General features: G+C 44.5%; 19 protein-coding genes. 7 read left to right on the top strand and 12 right to left on the bottom strand.

Annotated features, from left to right (window positions below):
• Window positions 1-36 precede the first annotated feature (36 nt).
• The 3 genes from NDI42_RS09390 to NDI42_RS09380 all read right to left on the bottom strand — a co-directional run bounded on the left by NDI42_RS09390 (window position 37) and on the right by NDI42_RS09380 (window position 2,324).
• Entirely contained in the window at window positions 37-459 is a 423-nt protein-coding gene (locus NDI42_RS09390) for a Spy/CpxP family protein refolding chaperone (protein WP_190424055.1), read from the bottom strand.
• Between the two features lie 111 nt (window positions 460-570).
• Window positions 571-1,296 (bottom strand): hypothetical protein, encoded by a 726-nt coding sequence (locus NDI42_RS09385; RefSeq protein WP_190454618.1) that lies wholly within the window; start codon window positions 1,294-1,296, stop codon window positions 571-573.
• A 599-nt stretch (window positions 1,297-1,895) separates the two neighbouring features.
• Window positions 1,896-2,324: a nucleoside deaminase gene (locus tag NDI42_RS09380; RefSeq protein WP_190454615.1), complete on the bottom strand. Its 429-nt coding sequence runs from the start codon at window positions 2,322-2,324 to the stop codon at window positions 1,896-1,898.
• A 211-nt stretch (window positions 2,325-2,535) separates the two neighbouring features.
• On the opposite strand from NDI42_RS09380, the gene NDI42_RS09375 reads away from it, so the two are divergent.
• Window positions 2,536-3,648: an acyltransferase family protein gene (locus tag NDI42_RS09375; RefSeq protein WP_190454612.1), complete on the top strand. Its 1,113-nt coding sequence runs from the start codon at window positions 2,536-2,538 to the stop codon at window positions 3,646-3,648.
• 140 nt (window positions 3,649-3,788) lie between these two features.
• Window positions 3,789-3,992: a hypothetical protein gene (locus NDI42_RS09370; protein ID WP_190424120.1), complete on the top strand. Its 204-nt coding sequence runs from the start codon at window positions 3,789-3,791 to the stop codon at window positions 3,990-3,992.
• Between the two features lie 412 nt (window positions 3,993-4,404).
• On the opposite strand, the gene NDI42_RS09365 is transcribed toward NDI42_RS09370, so the two are convergent.
• The 3 genes from NDI42_RS09365 to NDI42_RS09355 all read right to left on the bottom strand — a co-directional run bounded on the left by NDI42_RS09365 (window position 4,405) and on the right by NDI42_RS09355 (window position 12,281).
• Window positions 4,405-5,985, bottom strand: a complete 1,581-nt coding sequence (locus NDI42_RS09365; RefSeq protein ID WP_190454609.1) for a hybrid sensor histidine kinase/response regulator — start codon at window positions 5,983-5,985, stop codon at window positions 4,405-4,407.
• Window positions 5,982-11,999 carry a hybrid sensor histidine kinase/response regulator gene (locus NDI42_RS09360; RefSeq protein ID WP_190454605.1) on the bottom strand — a complete coding sequence of 2,006 codons (6,018 nt, stop codon included), beginning with the start codon at window positions 11,997-11,999 and terminating at the stop codon, window positions 5,982-5,984. The genes NDI42_RS09365 and NDI42_RS09360 overlap by 4 nt, the downstream gene beginning before the upstream one ends.
• Window positions 12,000-12,128: 129 nt before the next feature.
• Complete coding sequence (locus NDI42_RS09355) at window positions 12,129-12,281, bottom strand: hypothetical protein (protein ID WP_190454603.1); 153 nt, start codon at window positions 12,279-12,281, stop codon at window positions 12,129-12,131.
• A gap of 275 nt (window positions 12,282-12,556) precedes the next feature.
• On the opposite strand from NDI42_RS09355, the gene NDI42_RS09350 reads away from it, so the two are divergent.
• From NDI42_RS09350 to NDI42_RS09340, 3 genes are all read left to right on the top strand, one after another.
• Window positions 12,557-12,781, top strand: coding sequence for a hypothetical protein (locus NDI42_RS09350; protein ID WP_348231396.1), 225 nt, complete (start codon window positions 12,557-12,559; stop codon window positions 12,779-12,781).
• A gap of 222 nt (window positions 12,782-13,003) precedes the next feature.
• Window positions 13,004-16,048 carry a valine--tRNA ligase gene (locus NDI42_RS09345; protein ID WP_190454598.1) on the top strand — a complete coding sequence of 1,015 codons (3,045 nt, stop codon included), beginning with the start codon at window positions 13,004-13,006 and terminating at the stop codon, window positions 16,046-16,048.
• Window positions 16,049-16,189: 141 nt separating this feature from the next.
• Window positions 16,190-16,648: an Atg14 domain-containing protein gene (locus NDI42_RS09340; protein WP_190424068.1), complete on the top strand. Its 459-nt coding sequence runs from the start codon at window positions 16,190-16,192 to the stop codon at window positions 16,646-16,648.
• Between the two features lie 261 nt (window positions 16,649-16,909).
• On the opposite strand, the gene NDI42_RS09335 is transcribed toward NDI42_RS09340, so the two are convergent.
• From NDI42_RS09335 to NDI42_RS09310, 6 genes are all read right to left on the bottom strand, one after another.
• On the bottom strand, window positions 16,910-19,045 hold the full coding sequence (locus NDI42_RS09335) for a cation:proton antiporter domain-containing protein (RefSeq protein WP_190454595.1): 2,136 nt from the start codon (window positions 19,043-19,045) through the stop codon (window positions 16,910-16,912).
• 213 nt (window positions 19,046-19,258) lie between these two features.
• The gene (locus tag NDI42_RS09330; protein ID WP_190444898.1) at window positions 19,259-19,927 is read right to left on the bottom strand and encodes an HAS-barrel domain-containing protein; all 669 of its coding nucleotides are present in this window, start codon (window positions 19,925-19,927) and stop codon (window positions 19,259-19,261) included.
• Between the two features lie 73 nt (window positions 19,928-20,000).
• Window positions 20,001-20,198 carry an NAD(P)H dehydrogenase subunit NdhS gene (locus tag NDI42_RS09325; RefSeq protein WP_190424076.1) on the bottom strand — a complete coding sequence of 66 codons (198 nt, stop codon included), beginning with the start codon at window positions 20,196-20,198 and terminating at the stop codon, window positions 20,001-20,003.
• A 209-nt stretch (window positions 20,199-20,407) separates the two neighbouring features.
• The gene (gene rodA / locus NDI42_RS09320) at window positions 20,408-21,661 is read right to left on the bottom strand and encodes a rod shape-determining protein RodA (RefSeq protein ID WP_190454592.1); all 1,254 of its coding nucleotides are present in this window, start codon (window positions 21,659-21,661) and stop codon (window positions 20,408-20,410) included.
• Between the two features lie 76 nt (window positions 21,662-21,737).
• On the bottom strand, window positions 21,738-22,802 hold the full coding sequence (locus tag NDI42_RS09315) for an Mrp/NBP35 family ATP-binding protein (protein ID WP_190454732.1): 1,065 nt from the start codon (window positions 22,800-22,802) through the stop codon (window positions 21,738-21,740).
• A 169-nt stretch (window positions 22,803-22,971) separates the two neighbouring features.
• Window positions 22,972-23,463 (bottom strand): SRPBCC family protein, encoded by a 492-nt coding sequence (locus NDI42_RS09310; protein ID WP_190424082.1) that lies wholly within the window; start codon window positions 23,461-23,463, stop codon window positions 22,972-22,974.
• Window positions 23,464-23,907: 444 nt separating this feature from the next.
• Between NDI42_RS09310 and hemF the strand changes: the two genes are divergently transcribed.
• Together hemF and NDI42_RS09300 are read left to right on the top strand one after the other, a co-directional pair.
• Window positions 23,908-24,951: an oxygen-dependent coproporphyrinogen oxidase gene (gene hemF, locus NDI42_RS09305; RefSeq protein WP_190454589.1), complete on the top strand. Its 1,044-nt coding sequence runs from the start codon at window positions 23,908-23,910 to the stop codon at window positions 24,949-24,951.
• A 72-nt stretch (window positions 24,952-25,023) separates the two neighbouring features.
• Entirely contained in the window at window positions 25,024-25,443 is a 420-nt protein-coding gene (locus NDI42_RS09300; protein WP_190454586.1) for an STAS domain-containing protein, read from the top strand.
• The last annotated feature ends 100 nt before the right edge of the window (window positions 25,444-25,543 follow it).

Genomic DNA, 25,543 nt, shown 5'->3' with positions numbered 1-25,543 from the left:
ACAAGTTCATAATGTTTTATTTGATGCTGATGAAACTTATTTCGGGTTTTGTTGCGGCTGCTGACGCGATCGCATATTCTCCATGATTGTCTGCCGCTGTTCTTGAGTAAGCGTTGCGGAAAACTGCGATGCTGCCGACTGAAAAATACCTTGCAGTTGAGTTTTCTGCTGGTCAGATAAATTCATCGCCGCGAAAGCCCTACGCATATCCTGACCTTGTCCCACAGCAGCTTTAAATTTATTTTTTTGCTCTGCCGTCAGAATATTTTCAATTTGGGATCGAGTATTACTGCGAATCTGTTCGATTTTAGTTTTTTGTTGCGGAGTTAATTCGATACCCATCAATCCGCTAGATGCCGGGGCGCTTGGCGAATTGGTTTGGGCAAAAGCTGCACTTGAAGTGAAGGGAACGAAAAATACAACCGCTCCAGCTAACATCGAAATCAGTTTAAGTTTCACCGTGGTCTATCCTTTTTCCGGTTCGTTCTCTCTATAGTAAACAAAAAATATTCTCGATTGCATCCGAGGAAAGTCCTAAACCCAACCATGACTTTCGTCACGGATAATCTTTTACAAAATGTCCTTGGGTTGGCGACCAAGTACAGCTAGTGCCAGAAAACCAGCAAAAACTATAGAGGCAATGCTAGAAGGCTCAGGGATAGAAGCGGGTACTACGTTTAATTGAACTCTCCGATAATTTTGCATCGCCAGCGAAATAGTTGACGATTTGGACGACGATGAATAAGCTTTCCATCCGTTCAACCCTCTGTACCAGCCATTGAATTGCACCTTCATTTCCCAGTTGCCATCCAGGGAACCTATAGCTAAACCATCAGTGCAGCAGGGCGACCAGGCGTGATCTGCGATGAAGACAGTGCCGTCAGCAGATGCAATCGCTTCCCCCGGATCGTCCACCATCTTTAATGAGGCGGTATCCCCCAACAAATCGAAACGCATTTTTGCTGCGCCACCAATTACATTACCCGGCTTATCATGAACAGTGAATAGTGATAGCCCATCGGCAGCATCTACAAAGAAAAGGTGAGATTGCTTAGCAGTTAACTCTGGTGAGGCATCATTAGACAATCCACCGTAGTAGTGCGAACTGTACTTATAATACTCAACTGCTGTCTTGGCGGTACTGAAGGCTTTGATATATCCTAAAATGTTGCTGTTAAAGTCACCGGCTCCTGCCCTTGATTCTTGCGAAACCTTAATCATAGTGGCTGCTTCGGCTTTCGCATGAAATAACGGAATAAAGAGCGTTAAAGCTGCTAATGTCAAGAGTTTTTTCATTGTTTTTTCCTTTGTATCTCAACTGATAATAAAAGCAAAAATCAAAGCTTTCATTAAAGTTATAGTAAAGCTATATTAATTACATATGAATTTATTAATTAATACATCTTTATTCCGGGTAACTACGAATTGACTTAGTAATATAAAAGCCGTAAAGGTTGCCGATTTTTCTACTGAATTTTGTGCTAGACAAGCACAAGTAAAGTCCATCGCATCTCTAACAATCTGTTTGTAAGCAAAGGTGTAGATCCCGGACTTCAGGCTTTTGACGCGGTTCCCTGCTTTTTAACGAGGATTAGGGAGGATCTAGCCACAGAGAGTAGTTCAGGCATCTTAAAATTTATTTACAAACAGCTTCTAACAACTAACAACCGACTAATGGCTCCCCTTTCTTTGGGATGAAAGAACACCCAGAGAAAGGGAAGTTTTGCGTTTAATTGGCGCTGGTGCCATTATTGAAAAATTGCCCAAACTTTTTATATTTCTGAAGGGAAAGTGAAAAACCACGTAACCAATATTTTAAGCAGCTTAAAATTGCGCGGTCGCACTCGATCCGCAATTTTCGCCAATTTATTTTTACCGCAGCTTGATGAGCCGAATTAACGCTTAAATAATTGCAGAGATTCCTCCTTCAAAAGACCTTTCGTAACTTTTATTTTCTTAAAGCCCTTCGCAATAATTTCTTCACTGCTGAGATTTATTTGAGAAACACCAGCATCAATCAAATCTTGAATCGAAGCCCCAATTACTATTTCCGATATTCCTGCCCAAATACAAGTTGCCGTACACATTGGGCATGGTTCGCAAGTTGTATATAACGTATAACCTTCTAAAGAAGGATTCTTAATTTTGGTTGTTAAACCGCGAATCGCGTTAACTTCTGCGTGGGCAGTTGGATCGCTATCCGTCTTTACAGTATTGTGGGCTTGAATGACTATTTGATTATCTTTAACGATAACTGCACCGTAAGGAGCATCTCCAATCTTTGCTTCTTCCAGCGCTATTTTCATAAAATCTTCTGGATTCATATTAATCCTCTAAAAAGGCAAAAAATTTCTGCTTACTCTGTGGTTGAAGAGCAAGAACTACCATTGCACTCTGTTTACTTTAATATTAATCGTTTTGATTTTCTACCCCGCGATGCTAACTTAATCATCACAGTGATTGTCTTATTCCTACAGAGGGATGAAAATTACTCAACCTTTCGTTTAGCAACTGGAACACTTCTGTAAATTAACTATGCGCTTAACTTCACTCGATGTATTTCGCGGGATAGCGATCGCAGGCATGATCCTCGTCAATAAAGCGGGAGTCGCCGACCAAGTTTATCCGTTTTTGGAACACGCCAAATGGCACGGTTGCACGCCGACAGACTTAGTTTTTCCCTTCTTCTTATTTATAGTTGGTGTGGCAATGATCTTTTCCCTTTCCAAGTACAACGAAGGGAACCGTCCCACCGCCGCCGTGTACAGGCGAATTTTCCGCCGGGTGGCAATTCTGTTTGTCCTCGGTTTGTTGCTGAATGGTTTCTGGACTTACAACTGGGACACCATCCGGATCATGGGAGTGTTGCAGCGCATTAGCTTAGCCTACCTATTTGCCGCTTTGATAGTTATCAACGTACCGCGAAAAGGACAGTGGGCGATCGCGCTACTATTACTCATTGGGTACTGGGTAGCGATGTCTTTTATTCCCGTTCCCGGTTATGGGGCTGGAAACTTATCATCGCCGGAAGGAAACTTCGCCTCTTATATCGATCGCTTGATAATTGGTACAAAGCATCTGCATCCAGGCGACGCTTTTAAAACGATGGGAGATCCCGAAGGTTTATTCAGCACTCTCCCAGCAATTGTCACCGTCCTCATTGGCTACTTTACAGGTGACTGGTTACGTCTCCAACCTGTCCAGAGGCGCACCAGTATCGGTTTGGTACTGTTTGGTATCGGTTGCTTGGGTGTAGGTTGGGCGTGGGGTTTGGTATTTCCCATCAACAAGAGGTTGTGGACGAGTTCCTACGTCCTCTTCAGTTCTGGTTGGGCGTTGCTATTACTAGCAGCCTGTTATGAATTAATTGAAGTCCGAAATCGCCGCTGGGGGAAACCGTTTGAAGTGATGGGGTTGAATGCTATCTTCGTCTTCGTCGCTTCCGTTCTGCTGATTAAAATTCTCGTCAAAACTAAAATCGGAACTGCCGAAAACGCACCCAGCACTTACACCTGGATCTACGAACATTTATTTTTGCCTTGGGCAAGTCCGATGAATGCTTCCCTGGTGTTTGCCGTACTAACATTGTTGTTCTGGTGGGCGATTTGCTACGCGATGTATCGCCAACGGTGGTTTGTCAAAATTTGAGGCATCGCTTAGGTTTTCACTCGCGCAATGACAGGGATCACAGAGTTGTTAGAGCTTTGTCACCTGATTTTATAGATTGCGATCGCTTAGGATTCTACGGAAAAAGTTGAAATTGGTAATATCAAATTTCTTCTATGATTATGCCGATTGAGTTTTTTCCTATCGAAGTCACTATTGAAGATATCGTTGCTCAGATATTTGTCTCGCGGCGGATTACTCGTATTAACCAGTATCAGCTGAAGTATGTCCTACTAGCTAAGGATTGGCTGGACGAACAAGAACAAACATTACTAAATCGGCTGTTTTATGGTGTCCGGCATGGATTACTGCGAATAGGCGAGTGAGTCGCGGCAGCGATCGCCTACCTTATACCTTAGATCGCCACATCCTCTTGGCTATTCGTCTGTAACAAATTATACATTTAAACTAGAAAAAAATTATTTATTAGTCTTAGCCGATAATGCAAAAGCTGGAGAACGAAAAATAATTCTGGCTCTTGATTACCTAATATGCCAAAAAAGTAGTTGAATAGGTAAAAAAGGTAAGGAAATGCTGCTTATAAGCAAAGCTAAAGCCTGGTGTATATTGGAGTTGGGGAAATCCCCAGAAACCAGGTTGTCAGTCTTTTGTGCAAAAATCTGACCAAGTTAGCGATGAGAACAAAGCTAAAAAGCACTGGGATCTGAGCGCAAAGTTACTTGAAATTGCGTAATTTTCTGCGGGGCTTTAGCCCCGCAGATTTCGGTAGACAGACACTTACCGGAGACTAGCCGAAATTATGCTTTTTTTTTCCAACTTACCTAATTGGCAAGCCGATTCCAGAGGCTGTCGTCGAATCGGAATTTTAATTATAAACTCGGCTCCCTGTCCCGGCGCTGAAATACACATTATCTGACCACCGTGTTTGGAGGCGACAATTTGGTAGCTAATAGACAAGCCCAAACCAGTACCTCTACCTGGGGGTTTCGTTGTAAAGAACGGGTCGAATAGGCGATCGCGTACTTCAGGTGCTATACCAGGGCCATTATCCCCAATCCGAATAGTCACGAAGTTACTATCGGTTACTTCCGTGCGAATACGAATTAAGCTCAGGGAACAGTAAACTTCTTCGGGCGATCGGTTTTTGTCATAGTCCTCCAACGCATCAATTGCATTGGCAATCAAATTCATAAACACCTGGTTGAGCTGCCCTGCATAACACTCTACTGGTGGCAGCTTGCTATATTCTTTGACAAGCTGAATACCTGGATGGTTAGCACTAGGTTTAAACCGATTGTGCAAAATCAACAGCGTGCTATCCAGCCCAGCATGAATATCCACTGGCTTCATTTGGGCTTCATCCACACGGGAAAAATGTCGCAACGACTGAATAATCTCCCGGATGCGATCGGCTCCCACCTTCATCGAAGCTAGCAATTTGGGCAAATCTTCAATCAAAAACTCCAAATCTATAGCCTCAACGTACTCCTGAATCTCCGGCGGCGGTGATGGAAGATACTTAATATAGAGCTTCAAGAGTCCGAGAATGTCTTGGCTATAATGATGCGCGTGGGTAAGATTGCCGTAGATAAAGTTGACAGGATTATTAATTTCATGTGCCACCCCTGCAACCAATTGTCCCAAGCTGGACATTTTTTCACTGTGAACTAATTGGCTTTGAGTTTCTTTAAGTTTGCGAAAGGCAAGTTCTAGCTGATTGGCTTGTTCTCGATAACGTGCTTCTGATTTCTGCAATGCAGTTTCCGTAGTGATGCGTTCTTGGATTTCTTGTTTCAGCTGCTCATTCGACCCCGTCAACAGCTGATTTGATTGGAAAAGTTCAGCCGTTCTTTCTGCAACTCGTATTTCTAATTCAGAAGTGAGCGTTAAGAGAGCTGCCTCTACCTTTGCACGCTCTTCAATCTCCTCTTCAAGACGCACGTTTTGATCTTGTAACTTTTTAGTTAGATTTCGCAAGCTTAAATGAACCTTGAGACGGGCTAAAACCTCTTCATGCTGAAGTGGTTTAGTAATATAGTCTACGGCTCCAAGACTCAAGCCTGTAATTTTATCCACCGTTTCAGAAAGCGCCGTCATAAAAATTATGGGAATTTCTTTCGTTGATTCCTTAGCTTTCAAGTGGCGGCAAGTTTCAAAGCCATCCATTCCAGGCATGAGTACATCCAATAAGATGAGGTCTGGCAGTGCATAATCCACCTGCGCGATCGCATCTTCGCCATCCTCAGCTACCAAAACTTTGAAGCCAGAGTCAGCCAGAAACTTGAACAGGACTTTTAAATTAGTTGGGTTGTCATCAACGATTAAAATTACGCCGTTATTAGTATTTGTGCTTTTCATTTATTTATTCCTACATTTTTAAGGAGATCGCGTATTTTCTTAACCTGAAAACCTTTAGCTAATTCCTGTATTTCCCTGGCAAAAGGCGCAAACATCACATCTTTTTTTTCCAGGTTAACCGCTCTTTCGACAATACTATTGAGATCGCCCATCATTACTAAATCCAACAAAGCAGCAATCTCTTCTGTAGGAGGGGCTACAAGCGGATGCTGAGTTTTGAGTCTAGTATCCTGAGAATTTTCTTCTGCGTGCATAGTTGCATTTTCACTATTGCTTTCCTCATAAACCCACTCCAAGTTTAAGTGAACGTTTAACTTATCTAACAGGTCTTCTACTCGAATAGGTTTGGGTAGAAAATCGTTGCAACCCGCCTCCTTGCTTTTGTCCTGATCGAACTCAAAAACGCTGGCGGAAGTGCCAATCACTACCACATCTTTTAGTTCTGGCGATCGCTTAATCCTTCGGGTAGCTTCAAAACCATTCAACTGAGGCATCATCAAGTCCATTAAGATGCAATCAGGATTCAATTCCTCAGCCTTATTTAGACAGTCTTGACCATCTGTTGCTTCCACTATCTCAAACCCTAAAGGCGATAACATTTTGACCAATAGTGAGCGATTTTCTTTTTTATCATCTGCTATGATAAGTTTACGCTTATAGCCTTTGAAACCTTGTATATTTAGTTTGTACTCTTTCCTATTATCGGCCCAGTCAGAGGCTTCCGGCAAGTCTAAATCAAAGAAGAAAATGCTACCTTTACCCAAGGTAGTTTTTACTTTAATTTCGCCACCCATCAACTCAACTAATTGACGGCTAATTGCCAATCCCAATCCAGTTCCCTCAGTTTTGAGGTTGTGGTCTCCGACCTGATGGAAGGGCAAAAATATTTCTTCTAATTGTTCTGGTGCCATCCCCAATCCCGTATCTTCCACTTGAAACCGAATCTTGCCTTCGTGATAACCTACCTTAAAAGCAACTCCGCCAGTTTGAGTGAATTTTACGGCATTTCCTAGTAAGTTAATTAATACTTGCCGCAGCCTTTGTTCATCCGCTCGGACTCCGGTAGGAAGTAATGTAATCGGTTCATAAATTAATGAAATGCCTTTTTGTCGCGCCTTAATGCGGCAGATTTCAGCTAGGCCTTCTAGAAATTCTGTAAAATGAAATTCTGTCGGATGGAGTTCCATCTTTCTAGCTTCGATTTTGGATAAATCTAGAACTTCATTAATCAAGTTCAGCAAGTGTTCGCCGCACTGGTGAATGATATTTAAACCATCTTTTTGCGAGTCAGTTATAGTTTTATCGCGTTTGAGGATTTGAGCATAACCCAATATGCCATTAAGTGGTGTGCGGAGTTCGTGGCTCATACTCGCGAGGAAATCACTTTTGGCACGGTTGGCAGATTGTGCGACTGTTTCTGCTGTTTGCAAGCGCACATTTTTTTCCTGTAACTCTTGGGTTCGTTCTTCTACTTTCGCTTCTAAACTCGCGTTGGCTACTTCTAAATCGGTGTACAAACGAGCATGCTCAATTGAAATTGCCGCCTGCGAGGATAATATCCGTAGAACTTCTATACGTTTCGGCGTAAATGCACCGGCAATTAGATTATTTTCTAGATAAAGAATCGCAGTTAACTTGCCTTGATAGATGATGGGGACACACAGGAGAGATTTTGGATTATTTTGGATGATATAAGGATCGGTGTTAAATATTTTCTCCTGAACGGCATCGTTTAAAACGACATCTTTTTGAGTTCTGGTGACGTAGTTTATTACTGAGACAGGTAGCTGCTGGCTGGTTGATACAGGAAGCGATCGCAGCACTTGTACTTGCTCTTTATTTCCGGCTGCTTCTATAAAGAATTGACCCTGCTTTGATAAAATGAGCAAGCCAGTTTCAGCACCTGCATTTTCTATCAATATTTTCATTAATTTTTCTAGCAGGTTTTCTAAGACAATTTCACCGGAAATGGCTTGAGACGCTTTTATTACTGAAGCCATGTCCAGAATTTCTGCCTGGCTACCTGTGGTGGTTAGACTGGTAATTGTTCCAGTTAAGTCGAAGTTAAAGGGGGTTTCTGTGACAAGTGATCGCGCTATTAATTGCGGGTATCTTGACTCTAAATCCTTGACTTTAGCAATAGCCCCCCAACGCATATAGGCATAATAAGCATCGGTCATGTAGGTGCGGGCAATTTTTTCTTTACCCCATGACAGATAAAATTTGGCGGCGAGTTCATAAGCGAGTGCTTCCTCGTTGATATACTCGTTTTCTTTAGCGAGGGCAATGGCGCGATCGTAATTCTCTATCGCTTCTACTTTTTCTCCTAAAACCCGATGCCGTTCTGCCTCTACTAAATAAAATTTGTGCAGATGATTCATTGGGGCATGATGCGCCCATTTCTGCATTTTTTCTTGATTCGCTTGTACCCGTTTGAGAATTTCCTGTTGTTTAGACTGCGAGCTATTGGTATACACGGCTAGCCATACTAAAGAATCGTAAAAATGGAAGAGAGGAACGAGGGGTAATCCTACTACCGCCTCCAAATACTTCTCTGCTATGGCAGTATTTTCAATTGCTTCCGAGTAATTTTCAAACCAGTAACTAAGTAAAAGTTTGTTCCAATATATGTAGGCAACTCCCACTGTGTCCTTTGCTTGTTGATGCAATGGCAACCTTATCTGCTCATCGCAGGCTTCACCCTTTAGACGACATAGATTTTCACTCTTTCCAAGCAGATTTAAGACGGCCTGCCAATATATTTCTATATAATAAAGTGCTGTTTCTTGCTTGATTTTATGAATAGCATCTCTGTTTCTTGCCATCTCTCTTTCAAGGACAGCCAGTTCTTTGCCGCTAAAGTAAGCGAAATAGGAGTACTCTAGTAGACCGAAGGCAGCCCATTCTAAATCTCCCGTCTCCATTCCGCTATCGTAAGCTGACACGAAAGGTTCTAACGTTTCTCTAAGATGCTCTTTCCAAGGTTGGATAAATATATTTACTATGGCAATTGTCTTAGCTTTGATTTCTTTAGCATTTAACTTTGACACTAGAGTTAAAGCCAATTGGCCGAACTGATAACCTGAATCAATATCTCCGACAATGCCACAAAGAAGAAGACCATAATTGGCATAAACAAAGGGAGACACGGAAGCATTACCATATTTGATGGATAAAGCTATTTGTTTGCACACCGTCAAGGGAACCAGTTCTGGTGCAGCAACGTATGCAGGAGCAAAGATACTTGACATAAGTCTCATCGCTGCTAGTTTATAAGGCTCAGTCATTTGAGGCAGGTCAATTAATTGCTCAATTGGCTTCCTATTCAAAATTGCCGCAGTTTCCCCTAGTGCTTGCCCAATATCTGACGGTTTCGGCTCTTGGGGAAACTCCACCCCTAACAGCTTTAAAACTTCTAACGCTGTATTAACTGCTTCTAGTAGCTTGTTCTGCGAAACATAAGCTTGAATCTGGACTTCATACACTTTAATTTTGTCTAACAGCGTTTTGGCAGAGTTCTGTACTATCTCAACGAATCTCTGCATTCCTTCAAAATTACCGCCCAAAAAAGCTGCTTCTGCTGCTTCCTCATGCAGTGCTAATGTCAATTCATATTGGCTTTCCCAGCTATCTCTTACCAGAAGAGATAAACCCACCTGCAAATATTTAACGGCGGAATCGTGGGCTGTTGCTGCTTTGGCTCTTTGACCAGCGATAAGATTGAGTTGAGATAGTTCGTATTTTTCCGGCTCAGAAGTTAGTAAGCCAGTACCATAATTGAGTTGGTTAACCAGTGCGAAAATATTTTCTTTTCGTTCTTGAGGCGTTGTATTTTGCAGTAGTAATTGACCAATTTTCAGGTGAGTCTGTTTTTTCTCTTCATCTGGGATTAGAGAATAAGCCGCTTGCTGCACGCGGTCATGTAAAAACTTGTAATCAACCTTGACATCTGTTAAGGTAATCCCGCCGAATTCCTCCTGATTAAATACTAGAGGGATTTTGTAATCATTGCTTAGGGGTAAAATCAAACCTGCCTGAAGTGCAGACCACAACTGTACAGCAGTAACTAAGGTGGTTTCTTCATTGACAACGCTCAAAACTTCTAAATTAAAACTGTTGCCAATACAAGCTGCTAGTTTTAATACTTTCTGTGTCTCATCCGGCAGTTTACGAATATTTCTAGCAATCAACTCAACAACATTATAATCAGTGATGCCAATTGCCAGAATTTGCTCAATATTCCACTGCCACTCACTTGAGTGTAAGTCATAACCTAGTAAATTTTCTTGATAAAGAGTTTTGAGGAGTTGAGTTAAAAAGAAGGGATTGCCTTGGGTTTTGTTTAAAAGTAGAGACGCTAAATTTTGTGTTTCTACAGATAGCGATCCCGAACAAATAAATTCATTTAAAGTATCGGCGATTAATTCTTCAACATGAACGAGTTGTAACGGGCTGAGTACGATATTATTTACCGACGCAGCTGTTTTTTGAATTTTTTCAATTGTCTGGACAGTCGGATGGGTGGGAAAAACTTCGTTATCTCGATACGCGCCAATGAGCAATAAATACTTGCTATCGCTATCGGTTATCAATAGTTCGATTAATTTCAGCGATGCCGAATCCGCCCACTGCAAGTCATCCAGAAACACAACAAGAGGGTGTTTTTCTGTTGTAAACACGCTAATAAATTGTTTAAAAACCCGACTAAAACGGTTTTGAGACTCTGTTGCTCCTAGTTCCGGTACGAGTGGCTGCTTGCCGATAATTAATTCGACTTCAGGGATAACATCGATAATAACTTGTCCGTTATCGCCTAAAGCGGATAGCAATTTTTCTTTCCAAGCTTGGATTTCTATTTCGCCTTCGGTTAGCAGTTGCAGAATTAACGATTGGAAAGCTTGAATTAAAGAAGCATAAGGAATATTCCGTTTAAACTGGTCAAACTTTCCGGCAATAAAATAGCCACGTTGCCGTACAATAGGTTTGTGAACTTCATTCACCAAAACAGTTTTACCAATGCCGGAGTAACCCGATACCAGCATTATTTCCGTCGTGCCAGCAGCAACGCGATCGAATGTTTTCAGAAGGGTAGTAACTTCTGCTTCACGACCATAAAGTTTTTGTGGTATCAGTAATTGAGCTGCTTTATCTGCACTACCGGGTATAAAATTAGAAATCGTTCCAGTAGTTTGCAGTTTTAGCAAGCAAGTTTCTAAGTCAAATTTTAATCCCTCCGCACTTTGATAGCGTTCTTCAGCAGTTTTAGCTAATAATTTTATTACCAGATTTGAAATAGCTTCAGGAATTTGTGAATTGACCTGATGAGGTGGAACTGGAACTTTAGCAATATGGCAATGTACTAATTCCAGCGGTTCAAGCGCTTCAAAAGGCAATTTACCCGTTAGCATTTCATAAAACGTAACGCCCAAGGAATAAAAGTCGGTGCGATAGTCAATTGACCGATTCATTCTGCCAGTTTGCTCTGGCGACATATAGGCGAGTGTGCCTTCTAGTAAGTTGGGGTTGCCAAGCGTTTGATTTTCTCTCTCTAGGCTGGATGCAATGCTGAAGTCGATGAATTTAACTAGCCCGGTTTGCGGGTTAATTACAATATTGTCAGGCTTAATATCTTTATGAATAATTTGGGCTTGATGCAGTTGTGCTAAGGTGGATGCTAGCTGTATGGCTATATTTAGGAATTTAGTTACTTCCAGAGAGCGATCGCTTAAATATTTTTTCAGCGATTCTGCCCCAAAATCTGGCAAAATTAGCGCTAAACCGTTGTTATAATTTTCTAAAGCTAGGGGCTTAACAATTCCTTCTATATCTACTGCATTTTCTAAAATTTTATATTCATGTCTTAACCGACTCAGCTCTTCCAGAGTGGGATACTCTGCTTTAAGGGCTTTAACAATTACGGAAGCTTTATCTAACTGTCTGGAAGCGCGATAAATAATTGTAGATATACCTTCATGCAAAACTTGAGTAAGTTCGTAGGTGGGAAGAGTAAGCATTATTTTGTAGAAGTAATAGATAGTGCGAACTGACGTAAGAGTAGATGGATGCGTACCGGATTTTACCTAGCTTTATTTATATTTCCCAGCCAATCACCAATTTTTCCAAAGCTAAATAAAGCTAAACATTTAGAAATAGAAGTTAGTATTTGCCAACCAACCACTGCCAAATAGTAAAGTTTTGCTAAAAGTATCAAGACAGCCCTTGACGATATAAGCGATCGCGCCTACTAGCATATACAAGTGATCGCATTCATACTGGAGGGCCGTAATCCAGAGCAATAGAACTCCACTTTCTGACTTTATCCGCCGTTTCGCAAAGCGCGCTCAGAAAAATCATCGGAATGGCTTGAGTAGATTCTTTAGCTTTCAGCTAGCCGGAAGTGTCAAACCTCTGTCTCCAAGACGTGATCGCATCAAATAAACTAAAATTGTCATTATTGGATCTTCAGCACCTTATATGCCAAAAAAGTAGTTGAAAGGTAAGTAAATATAGCTTACAAGCAGAGCTAAAACCTTGGTGAAGTTGACCTTAAAGACCGATTCACACTTAAAATATGTTTGGTAAACATATAATTGTTCCGGGTAACTTGGCTCATCGCCAAGAAATACGCAACCAAACAAAAGCAGAATTGCTAAAATTTGATGGGGTAAAGATAAACTCCTATCGCCAACACAAGGGAACAGAAATACTTTTACCAGCAGAGTCATTCTTGTATAACTCTTCGATTTCCAACTGCACCAAAAGCCTCGATATATCCTCAATGATTGACCATAACTAATTAAGCGTTGAGATTATGAATTTAGAAATTTTGATAATTTCTGAGCTAATAACAAGTCTGGCAATACTACTTAAAAGTCATGGTGCAAAATGGTAAAACCTAAAAGCAAGGATTTTTTGGAGAAATAAACCGCGCAGGCTCCGCCAAAGCAGTTCATTCTTCTTACCCCCCCTACCGTATGGCAAAATTTAGTTAAACCCCTCTTCATTTAGTCTTCCCAGCATGACCGCAACAATCCCCACCCTCGCCAGCCAATACGACGCCAAAACCACCGACACCAAGTGGCAAAAATTCTGGGAAGAAAACCACATCTTCCAAGCAGACCCCAATCATCCTGGCGAACCCTACTGCATCGTCATTCCCCCGCCCAACGTCACGGGTAGCTTGCACATGGGACACGCCTTCGAGAGTATCCTGATTGATACCCTCGTCCGCTACCACCGAATGAAAGGGCGCAATACCTTGTGGGTACCGGGAACCGACCACGCGAGTATTGCAGTGCAAACGATTCTGGAAAAGCAACTTAAAAAAGAAGGTAAAACTCGCTTTGAGTTAGGGCGCGAAGCATTCCTCGAAAAAGCTTGGCAGTGGAAAACTGAATCTGGGGGTAAGATTGTTAACCAACTGCGGAGTTTGGGCGTTTCGGTAGATTGGTCGCGGGAACGCTTCACGCTGGATGAAGGCTTATCTAAAGCGGTACTGGAAGCCTTTACCCGAATGTATGAGGAAGGGTTGATCTATCGCGGCAATTACCTGGTGAACTGGTGTCCTGGAACTCAGTCTGCGGTTTCTGACTTGGAGGTGGAAAACAAGGAAGTTAACGGTAATCTGTGGCACTTCCGCTATCCCCTCACGGATGGTTCTGGCTTTATGGAGGTGGCGACAACTCGACCGGAGACGATGCTGGGAGATACGGCGGTGGCAGTGAATCCCAATGATGACCGCTACAAAGATTTGATTGGGAAGACGCTGATGCTGCCAATTATGCAGCGGGAAATTCCGATTATTGCCGATGAATTGGTCGATCCTGCCTTTGGGACTGGTTGCGTGAAGGTGACACCAGCCCACGACCCCAACGACTTTGCGATGGGTAAGCGCCACAATTTGCCGTTTATCAACATCATGAATAAGGACGGCACTTTAAACGAAAATGCTGGGGAGTTCCAGGGACAAGACCGCTTTGTTGCCCGGAAAAATGTGGTGCAGCGACTGGAATCAGACGGGTTTTTGGTCAAGATAGAGGATTATAAGCATACGGTTCCTTATAGCGATCGCGGTAAAGTCCCGGTCGAACCCCTCCTCTCTACTCAGTGGTTTGTCAAAATTCGCCCCCTCGCTGACCGGGCGTTACAATTCTTAGACGATAAAAGTTCCCCAGAGTTTATTCCCCAGCGTTGGACTAAGGTTTATCGGGATTGGCTAGTCAAACTACAAGATTGGTGCATCTCTCGCCAACTTTGGTGGGGACACCAAATTCCTGCCTGGTATGCAGTCAGCGAAACTGGTGGTGAAATTACCGACAACACGCCGTTTGTGGTGGCGCAAAACGAGACAGAAGCAAAAGAAAAAGCGGTTGCAAAATTTGGCGAAAATGTCAAACTAGAACAAGATCCAGATGTGCTAGATACCTGGTTCTCTTCTGGATTGTGGCCTTTTTCTACTCTAGGTTGGCCGGAACAAACCCAGGATTTGACAACTTACTACCCGACCGCTACCCTCGTTACTGGCTTTGACATCATCTTCTTCTGGGTTGCCAGAATGACGATGATGGCTGGACATTTCACAGGTCAAATGCCCTTCAAGGACGTTTACATCCACGGTTTGGTACTGGATGAGAATGGCAAGAAGATGTCTAAGTCTGCCAACAATGGTATCGATCCGCTGTTGCTGATTGACAAATACGGCACTGATGCTTTGCGCTATTCTCTGATTAAGGAAGTGGTTGGTGCAGGTCAAGATATCCGCCTAGAATACAATCGCAAGACGGATGAATCGGCATCGGTGGAAGCATCGCGCAATTTCACTAACAAGCTGTGGAATGCTGCCCGGTTTGTGATGATGAATCTGGATGGTCGAACGCCGCAACAGCTGGGGAACCCCGCAACAGAGGCATTGGAATTATGCGATCGCTGGATTCTCTCCCGCTACCATCAAGTAGTGCAGCAAAGTAGTCAATACATCGACAACTACGGACTAGGGGAAGCTGCCAAAGGACTTTACGAATTTATTTGGGGTGACTTCTGCGACTGGTACATTGAACTGGTAAAACCTCGCCTGCGTCCGGAAGCACCAGCAGCATCGCGGCTAGTTGCCCAGCAGACGCTTGCCTATGTGCTGGAAGGGATTCTAAAATTACTCCATCCCTTCATGCCTCACATCACTGAAGAAATTTGGCATACTCTCACTCAAGCTGGTGAAGGCAAAGCTTTGGCGTTACAATCTTATCCCGAAGCAGATCCCGCACTCATCGACCCAGATAAAGAACAGCAATTTGAATTGCTATTCGGCACTATCCGCACCATTCGCAATCTTCGGGCAGAAGCTGACATCAAGCCTGGGGTGAAGGTTCCAGTAATTTTGCAGACCCAAAGCGACAAGGAACGGCATATCCTAAACTTAGGGGAGTCTTATATTCAAGACTTGGCAAAGGTAGAGAAATTAACCATCAAGGGCGCAAAAGATACCCCGTCATCTACCGAAATATTAAAGCCGGATTCATCCGCAGAGGTAAAGTCTGCCCTCTCGTCTTCTACGGAACCAAATCTCGCGGCATCTGTCAAGGAAAAATCTAGTGCCAATGCCCCGATTTTGTTACCATTTTTGTTTTTGCTGCCATTTTTATTTGTGGTGCTTCTTTGTCTTTTTGTAGTGTCAAAGGTTACACAAATTATTGCCAAAGGCAAAATTGACAAAAATGATACAGCATCAAAACAACTTGGCTACACGCATCCCCCAGAAACCGATTTAAGACCACCAGAACAGGAGAACAGTGAAGAAAGTGCTATGCCAAAAGCGATCGCTGGTGTCGTTGGCACAATCCAAGTTTTAATTCCCCTTGCCGGAGTCGTCGATGTGGACGCACTACGTGCCAAACTAGATAAAAACTTGAGCAAAGTTGAAGCCGAAGCCAAATCCCTTTCCGGGCGTTTAGGCAATGCCAATTTTGTCGAGAAAGCCGCACCTGACGTGGTGCAAAAGGCGCGGGACTCACTAGCCGAAGCTGAGAAACAGGCAGAAATTCTGCGTGAGCGACTGGAGCGGCTCTAAAAGTCTCTAGGGACACAGTGGTGTATCCCGGCTTCAATAACACTTTATTCCCTGCGATATAGGAATAAAAGTGTTATTTACGATATAATACGCCCGTAAACTTAGGGTGCCCAGACGTGTTCGTTTAAAGACAAGATAGCAATGCGATATTTTGCCGAAGTGCAAAAAAATGAATTGTCAGGCGGGGTAGAACTGCGAATCCTTGCCAAACAAACCTCTGAGAATACCTGGGCAGTGATTGATAAAGAATATGTAATTCCCGCCGTCGATATCGAATCCCCGAAGGAAGGTTGGTTAGTTTTAGTAGAGGTAAGTGAAAATCAGCAGATTCATAGTATTGAAAAAGCGAAAGATTGGGTTTTGGAATTAGTGCAGCAGTACCTAACAAGTAGCATTACTCCCACCTTTTTACAGCAGGAAGCCGAACGTGCTGAACACTGGCGGCAAGACCTCACTTTACAAAGTCAGGAATTAGCCCGCAAAAATTTAGAAATGGAAGCGCGTCGGGAACAAATTCAAACATTGGAACAAGACCTAGAGCAGAAAAAAAAGCAACTAGAAGCCTGGGAAGAAGACTTAAAAAGGAGAGGAAATAGTTAAAAAGCGAACAGGCATCCCCATGCTGGTAAAAATGCCTGACGACTCAAGGCGTGGCTTTCGCGTACCAAGCCTAGAAGAAAGCCGCGCCTCTAAAGCGAAAGCCAACGTAGGCTAATAGGAACCCCGCTTTCGTTAGGCTTCGTTTGTGGAGTATTGAGGCGCGGCTTTCTTCTAGGTGTATATTTGCACTCGACGGGATGCTCCTGAAAGCTAAGATCAGGATGGCTTTTAACAATTACCAATTAGCCATCCTGACCTTAGTTAAATTGAAATCCGGGGCATGGAAACGCTGGAAGTCCTGGGTAGAACAACACCAGTTTGGGTTCGTTGTGGCTCCCCTAGCAGTACTACAGAGCAATTTAGTTGCTGAACTAACTGTGTAGTAACATCGCTGATTTCCAGACCGCCAGCGGTGCGGCGACGAAGCGATCGCAATACAATCAAATCAACCGACCTAGAAGCATTTAGAATTCCTTGCGCCACATTGTCATTCTTGATAATTTCAACGTTGATGTTGTTACTTCCAGGTGCCCACTTTGAGACTAGCAGAGACAGTTGCGACTGGTTCCACGCTATCTTCGCTGGCGTTGTTCTACTATTGCAGACGTTTAACAACGTCACCTGAGCCTGATTTGCCTCAGCCAGAATTTGGGCAAACCGCAACGGTTGTATCGCTTGCCCCGTCAAGTTTTCCACTGGAACCAAAATCCGCCGAATTTGTGACGGCGGACCCTGCAACCGCGTCACCGCAACTGGACAGTGAGACGACCACAGGACGCTATCAATCACATTGCCGAACAAACGCGCCCTTAAGCCGGTGCGTCTACCCCAGCCCATCACAATTAAACTCGCTTTTTGTTCCCGACTGGCGCGGCTAATTCCCTGAGCAACGTTGTCATCAAGGCGGAGCAATGGTACCGCTGTCACACCTAGTTCAACGGCTAATCCTGTGGCTCTCTCAAGTAGCATCTCACCTTGCTGGAATGCCCCTTCCAACTGCGGTGCGTCCATGTGGGCGTGCGCTGTGGTAATCGCTAACGGTACAATCCTTCCCGCTTCATGCCGCGCCAGTAGCGCTGCCATTTCCATTAAATTCCTCTCGGTTTCCGGATTGTAGACAGGTACAACCACTGTAAAAGGTTGGTCTGGCGATGCAGGTATGCCATCTAGTCCAGTTGTGTTAGTTGCGATCGCTTCCGTTTCCGGTACACTCAACCCAGGCGCTACCCGACTGGTAATCAGGGGGCCTAACGTTGCCGTCACCAGCATCAAAACTAGCACGCTGTTTAAAACACCTTCTGTCAGCAACCTCTCACCCGCCGGATTGAGCGCCCGATACCCCACCAGCGTCGCTGCCAAAGTAGCAGCAACCTGCGGTAGCGACAGTGACCACATCGTTAGCATCTCGCGCCAGTTGTAGCGGTACGTTAGTTTGGCAAACAAAGCTGCCAAAAACTTACTTCCAATCAAACCCGCCACAATCGCTACAGTTAACCAGATAGAAGAGAGCGTTTTAATAAAAGCCGGAATATCTATCAGTAGCCCCATATCCACGAAGAAAATCGGGATAAATAAGACGCTACCGACAAAAAGCACCTTTTCCTTTACTGGCCCTTCCCCCAAAACATCATTCACTGCCAGACCAGCTAAAAAGGCTCCGACAATTTTTTCTACCCCAATCAACTGTGCGCCCAACGATGCCAGAAATAGCGCTAACAATACAAATAAAAATTGATTGCCCTCATCATTCCCAGAACGTCGAAAAAACTGTTTTCCAGCCCAATCAAAGCCAAACAACACCACCGCAGAGTAAACAATTAAGGATGCCAACAGGGTGAACAGCTTAGTAGGCGTAAAGTCACCCGCATGAATGCCCACACAAACAGCTAATACCAGTAACGCGCCAACATCGGTGAAAATTGTCGCGCCAATGGTGACAGTGACGGCTTCGTTTCCCACAACACCCAGACGACTAACAATTGGATAAGCCAAGAGGGTATGAGAGGCAAACAAAGAGCCAATCAAAATTGAAGCATTCCAGTCAAAGTTGAAGATACGCCCCACGGTTGTCCCCATAATCAGGGGTATTAGGAAGGTATAGGTACCAAAACCAATCGAGCGATTTTTGGTTTTGCGAAATTGCTCAATATCAACTTCTAGCCCTGCCACAAACATCAAGTAAACTAACCCTATGTCTGAGAGCAGGTTCATCGTCTCTGATTCGGTTTCCAGCAGTTTTAACCCGTTCGGGCCAAGTACAACACCTGCTGCCAACAAACCAACCAATCCTGGCAGCCGCAACCACCGCTCGAACAGCATAGGTACGGTCAAGATGACCACTAGCAAAATTGCAAATGGAACTATCGGTTGCTCTAAAACTTCTGAAATTGATTCCATAGGAGGTAGCTTAGGGATGATTTTTAACCGACATGCTCAAAAGCAAGCCCCAACGCTGCTTAAAGTAGAGTTGTATTGCTTGAGTTATCTTACAGAAAAAGGGTTTTTTGCGCCCTATCTCTATAGAAATAGGCAAAAGGCAAAGGCAAAAAAAATCCTTGACTTTTTCCTCTTTCCTTTTATTACGAATTAGAAACCCAAAATCTAAACTTCCTAAAGATTAATTTGGCTCAAAATATACCTCAATCTGTCGTAATCGTCTTTGAGAAGAAGGCTCAGAGTGCGTCCTGCTTTTATTAACCAATCACGATCGCCTTTGCGTAATTGATAAATTTCTCTAATTGCCGCTCCTGCTAGCGCCTCTACAGGCGCACCATTCACCTGCAATAAGGTTCGCAAAAAATCCAGCTGTTCGCTAAAGTGAATAATTTCTTCCGGTTCGCAGCGATAAACCGCTTGATGTATTTGCGGCGGACGAGGTGGCAGGTATTGATAAGTTATTCCGCCGACACGTTTGTAACCATTATTTCCCTGTCCTTGTGCCTCAAACCCAACTATCGCAGCGCGAAACTCGGTTTTGAGCATGGCAAATATTTGAGGTTGTTGCTCTCGCAGTTCCTCTAGTGACAGTCCTAATGCCCGCGCCCGGTGGATAGAATCTATTGGGCTGGTGGTGGCATGATAAACGATAGCATAGACTAAATTGCCCGATTCTTCATCAGTAGACTTGACCCAGCTGCCAAAAGGGGGCATGACTGGGAAGCTCAAGTCTTCGGGATCGAGACACTGTGCCAGGAATTCAGTCGTTGCCGTCTCAATCACTTCAGCAATATGGTTGGGCGAGCGATCGCCCGCAGCAAATTGGGGTAAGGGAAGACGCATAATCAATTATTCATTACTAATGGCTAATTGGAAAATTGCTATTAGCTATTAGCCATTAGCAATTAGCCATTTACTATTTTGCCTTTTTGCGTCCCGCTGTTGGCTCTAGAATTTCTAATTCTGATAGCTGGAAGGTAATTAGCTTATCCCAATTGCCGCCTTCAAACAGTACCGCTGCTTTATTATCGGTAACTCGTTGAACTAGCCCTTGAAAACCGTAGTAGGTATCGTCGATATTCTTCACTCGTACAGCCGTTCCAGGTAAAATCATAATTCCTTCTCAATTAAGTTTTCATTTATTAGCTTAATACAAGTGTTCATTTAATCATGGACTCATGGCTACTTGTTCAGCAATTCAAGGGTTGAGTGCCATACATCTGTAGGGACATGGCATTGCCATGTCCCTACCAAACGTTGATCTACTCCACCAAACTGAGAAACTTTATATTATCTATTAGCCATAATTCAAATGACTAATAACTAAAACTTCAGTCGGTGACGATAATTTGCCACAGATTCTACAATCCCAATAGCCAGGAAGTTTTTCAGCATCGCCGAACGACCGTAACTAACCCAAGGAAGGGGAATACCTGTCACTGGTGCTAATCCCATAGTCATGCCCAAGTTAACCACCACCTGAAACACAATCATCGATAAGACACCAATAGCGAGGAGAGAGCCAAAGTTATCTTTAGCATTTTGGGCAATAATCACCAAGCGCAGACAGACTAACCAAAATACCAATAGCAAACAGAAGCCCCCTACCAAACCCAGTTCCTCTCCTATAGCTGAGAAGATGAAGTCGGTATGCTGTTCCGGGATGAAGTTGAGTTGGGTTTGGGTTCCTTTGTGCAATCCTCGTCCCCAAAATTCACCTGCACCGATGGCGATGCGAGATTGGATCAGGTGATAGCCGCCGCCGAGGGGGTCTTTGTCTGGGTCAAGGAAGAGGATGAGTCGGTCTTTTTGATAGTCTTTTAATAAGCCCCAAAATATCTTTCCTAATTCGCCGCCGATCAGGTTGACTGCGATCGCTCCAATCGCACCGGACATGGGCCAGGGTAAGGTGCGCCAAGCAATTATCCCCATCAGTGCCGTCCAAACGAACCACCCAGGCATAAACACGTTAAAGAGGATGGCGGACATCACCGGAGAAGCGAGCAACACCAACCAACCGGGATTGGCATTACCCCAATAGAGCATCCCCAGCACGATCGCGCCAAACACCAGGGAGGTTCCCAAGTCTGGCTGCAAAAATACTAAAGCCCAAGGAACCCCAGTTATTGCCAAAGCTCTCAAAACCGCTGGAATGGTATTGGCGGGACGAGCGTGCAGCAGAGCAGCTAGGGTAATAATTACTCCTAATTTCGCAAATTCCGAAGGTTGGATGTTGAAGCTGCCGACAGTAATCCATCGTTGAGCGCCTTTAGCGCTAGTACCGATGATCATCACCGCGATCAGGGAGAGATTAGTGATGGCGTAGATAACCCAGTGCCACTGGAGCAGGTTTTCGTAACGCGATCGCGCAATAAACATCGCCACTACCAAACCAATCGCGCCCATCAGCCAGTGCCACCACCAATCTGTTAGCCCCAGGTGGAGTTCCGCGCTGCGGATCATCACACCCCCAAGAATGGTAAGACCAACGGTAAGAAACAATAGCAGCCAGTCTACCTCTTGCCAAGGTGCCAGCATCGATCTCCAACGAAAACCAGTCAGTGACTTGTGCAACATTGCTAAAGAAGTAAAAATTTAAAAATTAAAAGGCAAAAGAAAGAATATTTTTTACTTTTGCCTTTTGTCTTTTGCCTTATGCTAGGGCTGCAATGGAGACTTTAGCCGCTATTTGAGATGCGATCGCAAACAGCGCTTTCGCAGATGCTGACTCTGGTTTATCAACCACTATCGGCACTCCCGCATCGCCTCCTTCCCGCACAGGCATTTCTAAAGGTACACAACCCAGTAAGGGGACACCCAGTTCCTGTGCTGTCTTTTCCCCGCCTCCAGAACCAAAGATGTCATACTTTTTGTCTGGCATATCTGGTGGAATAAAATAGCTCATATTTTCCACCATCCCCAACACTTTTACTCCCAACTGCTGGAACATCTTCAAGCCCTTGCGCGAGTCTAACAAAGCCACTGTCTGCGGTGTAGTGACAATCACCACCCCAGCCATTGGCACCGCCTGCGCTAAAGTCAACTGAGCATCACCAGTACCAGGGGGCATATCGACAATCAGATAATCGAGTTCGCCCCACTCCGCTTGGTAGAGAAACTGGCGAATGATGCCATTAAGCATCGGCCCTCGCCAGATCACAGGCTGATCTTTGTCAATCAAAAACCCCATTGAAACTAATTTGACACCGTAGTTGAAAGCAGGTTCCAGCACCTCGCCAGAGGGGCTTTGCCTTACCGTCATCTGAGCATCCGATAGTCCCAACATTGTTGGGTCATTGGGCCCGTAAATATCCGCATCAATTAAACCAACTTTTGCACCCATATGTGCTAAAGCCACCGCTACGTTTACCGCAACGGTACTTTTGCCCACACCACCCTTACCGCTAGAAATTGCCACAATATTTTTTACACCAGCAATCCCTGTGCGATCCGGAAGAGATTTTTGTTGGGGGGTTTCGGCGGTGACATCCACCACCACATCTGTTACTTCTGGTAGATTCTTTTTCAGCGCCTGTTCGCATTCCTCGACAATGAACTGGCGTAGGGGACAGGCGGGTGTCGTCAGTACCAGAGTAAAACTGACTTTACCGTTATCAATGGACACATTGCGAATCATGTTCAATTCAACCAAACTCTTGCGGAGTTCGGGATCTTGCACTGGTCGCAATACTTCTAAAACTGAACTAGCATCGAGCATAGGACACTTATATTCCTTATCCCACTTGCAACTGGCAAGCGATCGCTGAAGCGGATTCTCCCACAATAAAGCATCTTAACGGTTGCGAGTGCGCGATCGCGCTATACAGTTGCTCTGTTCCAATTTTGAATTTAAGATTCGGAATTGATAATTCCCCCCTCCCCTGGTTTCACCCTTGCGCTTGTAAACTCACCTGTTCAGCTGCGGAGGCTAATTCAGCGGCTACGCGGGCTGAAGAAGACCGAATCATCCACCAAATTAAGGGCGATAACCAACCGCGCAAGGTGACTGAATAAGAAACATACGTACCGCAGACAGTAGATTCCACCTGGTAAGTCACTCGTTTCTCTACCCCTGGAATCGCTAAAACTCTCGCGCTGAGTAACTCGCAGGGACGAACGCGCTCAACAAAAACCCTAATTGGAATTGGCATCAAGCGGGTAACTGCGTTATAGATCAAACCCGGTTTAGCAATCAGCCCCCTAGGAACATTAGTGCTGGTAAGAAGAGGATGCCAAGATACATCGCCTAAGTTAATTAATTTTTCCCATAAGACATCCACGGAGGCGGAACTTACAACGCGATACGTCCGAGCCAGAGAAAAGCGGAAGGAAAAACCTTTTCGACCAACGATGAACTTGAAGGAAAAATTGAGAATCACAACACCCCCGCAGCGAGTCTCCAAGGTAACTTATTATCCTAGAATAAATTATTTGCGTCTAGCATCCCTCTGTAGGATATTTCCAGAGCAACCTGTAGCTCCTTTATCTAAATTTGTATAAATATGCTGGTTAAGTTTATGCCCATCTGATTTAAGATAGGCTGTTTGCCAGAAATAACATGGAGTGGGTTGCTTTGAAGCTATATCAGGCTGCTAGAGCTGACTAATTTTAGGGCTGACACAGCGATCGCCAAAATTGCGTATGCTTGTCAAAAGCATGAGTAGCACCATTGCACCATTGTAGAGAGCGAACTCCTTTCAGGGTTCGTCTCTTGGGACATCGCCCCGCTTGCCTGCTTGTGAACTCAGGCGAACTCCCCTCCCGATATAGTCAATAGTTTTTACCTTGTCCATCGCTTTTTTGAACAACATTGAATTGAGATTATGACAGTTTCGACTACAGAAACAACATCTAGCAACCTTCTCCCCCCAGATGACTCAAAAGCTAGAGTCAGCCAGTTTATGCAACAGCTGCAAGACCAAATTTGTCAGGGTTTGGAACAGCTGGATGGAGGCGCAACTTTCCAACAAGATGCCTGGGAACGAGAAGAAGGCGGCGGCGGTCGTTCTCGCGTAATCCGCGAGGGTGAAGTATTTGAACAGGGCGGAGTTAATTTTTCTGAAGTCTGGGGACACCAGTTACCGCCATCGATTTTAGTGCAACGTCCAGAAGCTGCTGGACACGGCTTTTATGCTACTGGCACTTCGATGGTGTTACATCCTCGCAATCCCTACATTCCAACCGTTCACCTGAATTATCGCTACTTTGAGGCAGGCCCTGTATGGTGGTTTGGTGGCGGTATCGATTTAACACCTTATTATCCATTTGCGGAAGATGTCGCCCATTTCCACCGCACCATGAAGCAAGCCTGTGATGCCCACCACCCAGAGTATTACCCGACCTTTAAACGGTGGTGCGACGAATATTTTTATCTGAAGCATCGGCAAGAAACGCGGGGAGTAGGTGGTATATTTTTTGACTATCAAGATGGTCAAGGCGTTTTGTATCGCGGCCCGGATGCCCAAGGGCCAGCCGCAGATTATAGCAACAAAGTTGGTACGCCAGAGCCGCGCAACTGGGAAAAGATATTTGCCTTTGTGCAGCAATGCGGTCAGGCATTTCTACCAGCTTATGTTCCCATTGTCGAGCGGCGGCAGTCAATGGAGTATAGCGATCGCCAGCGTAACTTCCAACTATATCGTCGCGGTCGCTACGTAGAATTTAACCTCGTCTATGACCGAGGCACAATTTTTGGACTTCAGACTAACGGACGTACTGAGTCAATTTTGATGTCTTTACCGCCACTGGTACGTTGGGAATATGGCTATCAACCAGAACCGAACACCCCAGAAGCTGAGCTTTATGAAACTTTCTTGAAGCCGCAAGATTGGGCAAACTGGACACCAGATAAAGCGTCCCAGACCTGAGTTAGACTATGGGAAAATATCCACTTAAATAGCACAAGTGGGCTATTTTGGCTATATCTGAGGTGAGGGTCAGTGTTTCACATCAACCAGAAAACACATACGACCCAGGACGGTACTACAATCATCGTTTTGGCACCCACTGGACGGCTGGACATCAGAACGGCTTTGCAGTTTCGCGTTTATTTGCAGGAGTGTATCTTAAACCTCAGTCGTCATGTGGTCGTGAATCTCCAAGGGGTAGAGTTCATTGATAGCTCTGGACTCACCTCGCTGGTAGCTGGAATGCGATACGCAGATAAAGTGAAAGGAAGTTTCCGCCTTTGTCATCCGCTACCAGAAGCCAAGGTGGTGTTTGAAATTACTATGATGGATTCGGTGTTGGAAATCTATGACGACTGCTTAGATTGCTTGGAAAACCCAAATGCCACGCCGAAAATCCTTTCCACCAAAGGAAGCGGCCCATTGCTACCCGACGCTGAAGGTAAGGAATAAAGATTGGGGATTGGGGATTGGGAATTAGAAGGTTTCTTACCTAGTCCCTAGTCCCTTGTCCCCAGTCCCCAGCCCCCAGTCCCCAGCCACTATTCTCAAA

The sequence above is a fragment of the Funiculus sociatus GB2-C1 genome, from assembly GCF_039962115.1.
Classification (GTDB): Bacteria; Cyanobacteriota; Cyanobacteriia; order Cyanobacteriales; family FACHB-T130; genus Funiculus; species Funiculus sociatus.
This window is presented reverse-complemented; position numbering and strand designations above follow the sequence as displayed.

What these genes read in the sequence shown, in the direction of transcription:
- NDI42_RS09385 (WP_190454618.1), bottom strand. Translation starts at nt 1,296, where the DNA reads ATGAAAAAACTCTTGACATTAGCAGCTTTAACGCTCTTTATTCCGTTA.
- NDI42_RS09380 (WP_190454615.1), bottom strand. Translation starts at nt 2,324, where the DNA reads ATGAATCCAGAAGATTTTATGAAAATAGCGCTGGAAGAAGCAAAGATT.
- NDI42_RS09375 (WP_190454612.1), top strand. Translation starts at nt 2,536, where the DNA reads ATGCGCTTAACTTCACTCGATGTATTTCGCGGGATAGCGATCGCAGGC.
- NDI42_RS09370 (WP_190424120.1), top strand. Translation starts at nt 3,789, where the DNA reads ATGCCGATTGAGTTTTTTCCTATCGAAGTCACTATTGAAGATATCGTT.
- NDI42_RS09365 (WP_190454609.1), bottom strand. Translation starts at nt 5,985, where the DNA reads ATGAAAAGCACAAATACTAATAACGGCGTAATTTTAATCGTTGATGAC.
- NDI42_RS09360 (WP_190454605.1), bottom strand. Translation starts at nt 11,999, where the DNA reads ATGCTTACTCTTCCCACCTACGAACTTACTCAAGTTTTGCATGAAGGT.
- NDI42_RS09350 (WP_348231396.1), top strand. Translation starts at nt 12,557, where the DNA reads ATGTTTGGTAAACATATAATTGTTCCGGGTAACTTGGCTCATCGCCAA.
- NDI42_RS09345 (WP_190454598.1), top strand. Translation starts at nt 13,004, where the DNA reads ATGACCGCAACAATCCCCACCCTCGCCAGCCAATACGACGCCAAAACC.
- NDI42_RS09340 (WP_190424068.1), top strand. Translation starts at nt 16,190, where the DNA reads ATGCGATATTTTGCCGAAGTGCAAAAAAATGAATTGTCAGGCGGGGTA.
- NDI42_RS09335 (WP_190454595.1), bottom strand. Translation starts at nt 19,045, where the DNA reads ATGGAATCAATTTCAGAAGTTTTAGAGCAACCGATAGTTCCATTTGCA.
- NDI42_RS09330 (WP_190444898.1), bottom strand. Translation starts at nt 19,927, where the DNA reads ATGCGTCTTCCCTTACCCCAATTTGCTGCGGGCGATCGCTCGCCCAAC.
- NDI42_RS09325 (WP_190424076.1), bottom strand. Translation starts at nt 20,198, where the DNA reads ATGATTTTACCTGGAACGGCTGTACGAGTGAAGAATATCGACGATACC.
- rodA (WP_190454592.1), bottom strand. Translation starts at nt 21,661, where the DNA reads ATGTTGCACAAGTCACTGACTGGTTTTCGTTGGAGATCGATGCTGGCA.
- NDI42_RS09315 (WP_190454732.1), bottom strand. Translation starts at nt 22,802, where the DNA reads ATGCTCGATGCTAGTTCAGTTTTAGAAGTATTGCGACCAGTGCAAGAT.
- hemF (WP_190454589.1), top strand. Translation starts at nt 23,908, where the DNA reads ATGACAGTTTCGACTACAGAAACAACATCTAGCAACCTTCTCCCCCCA.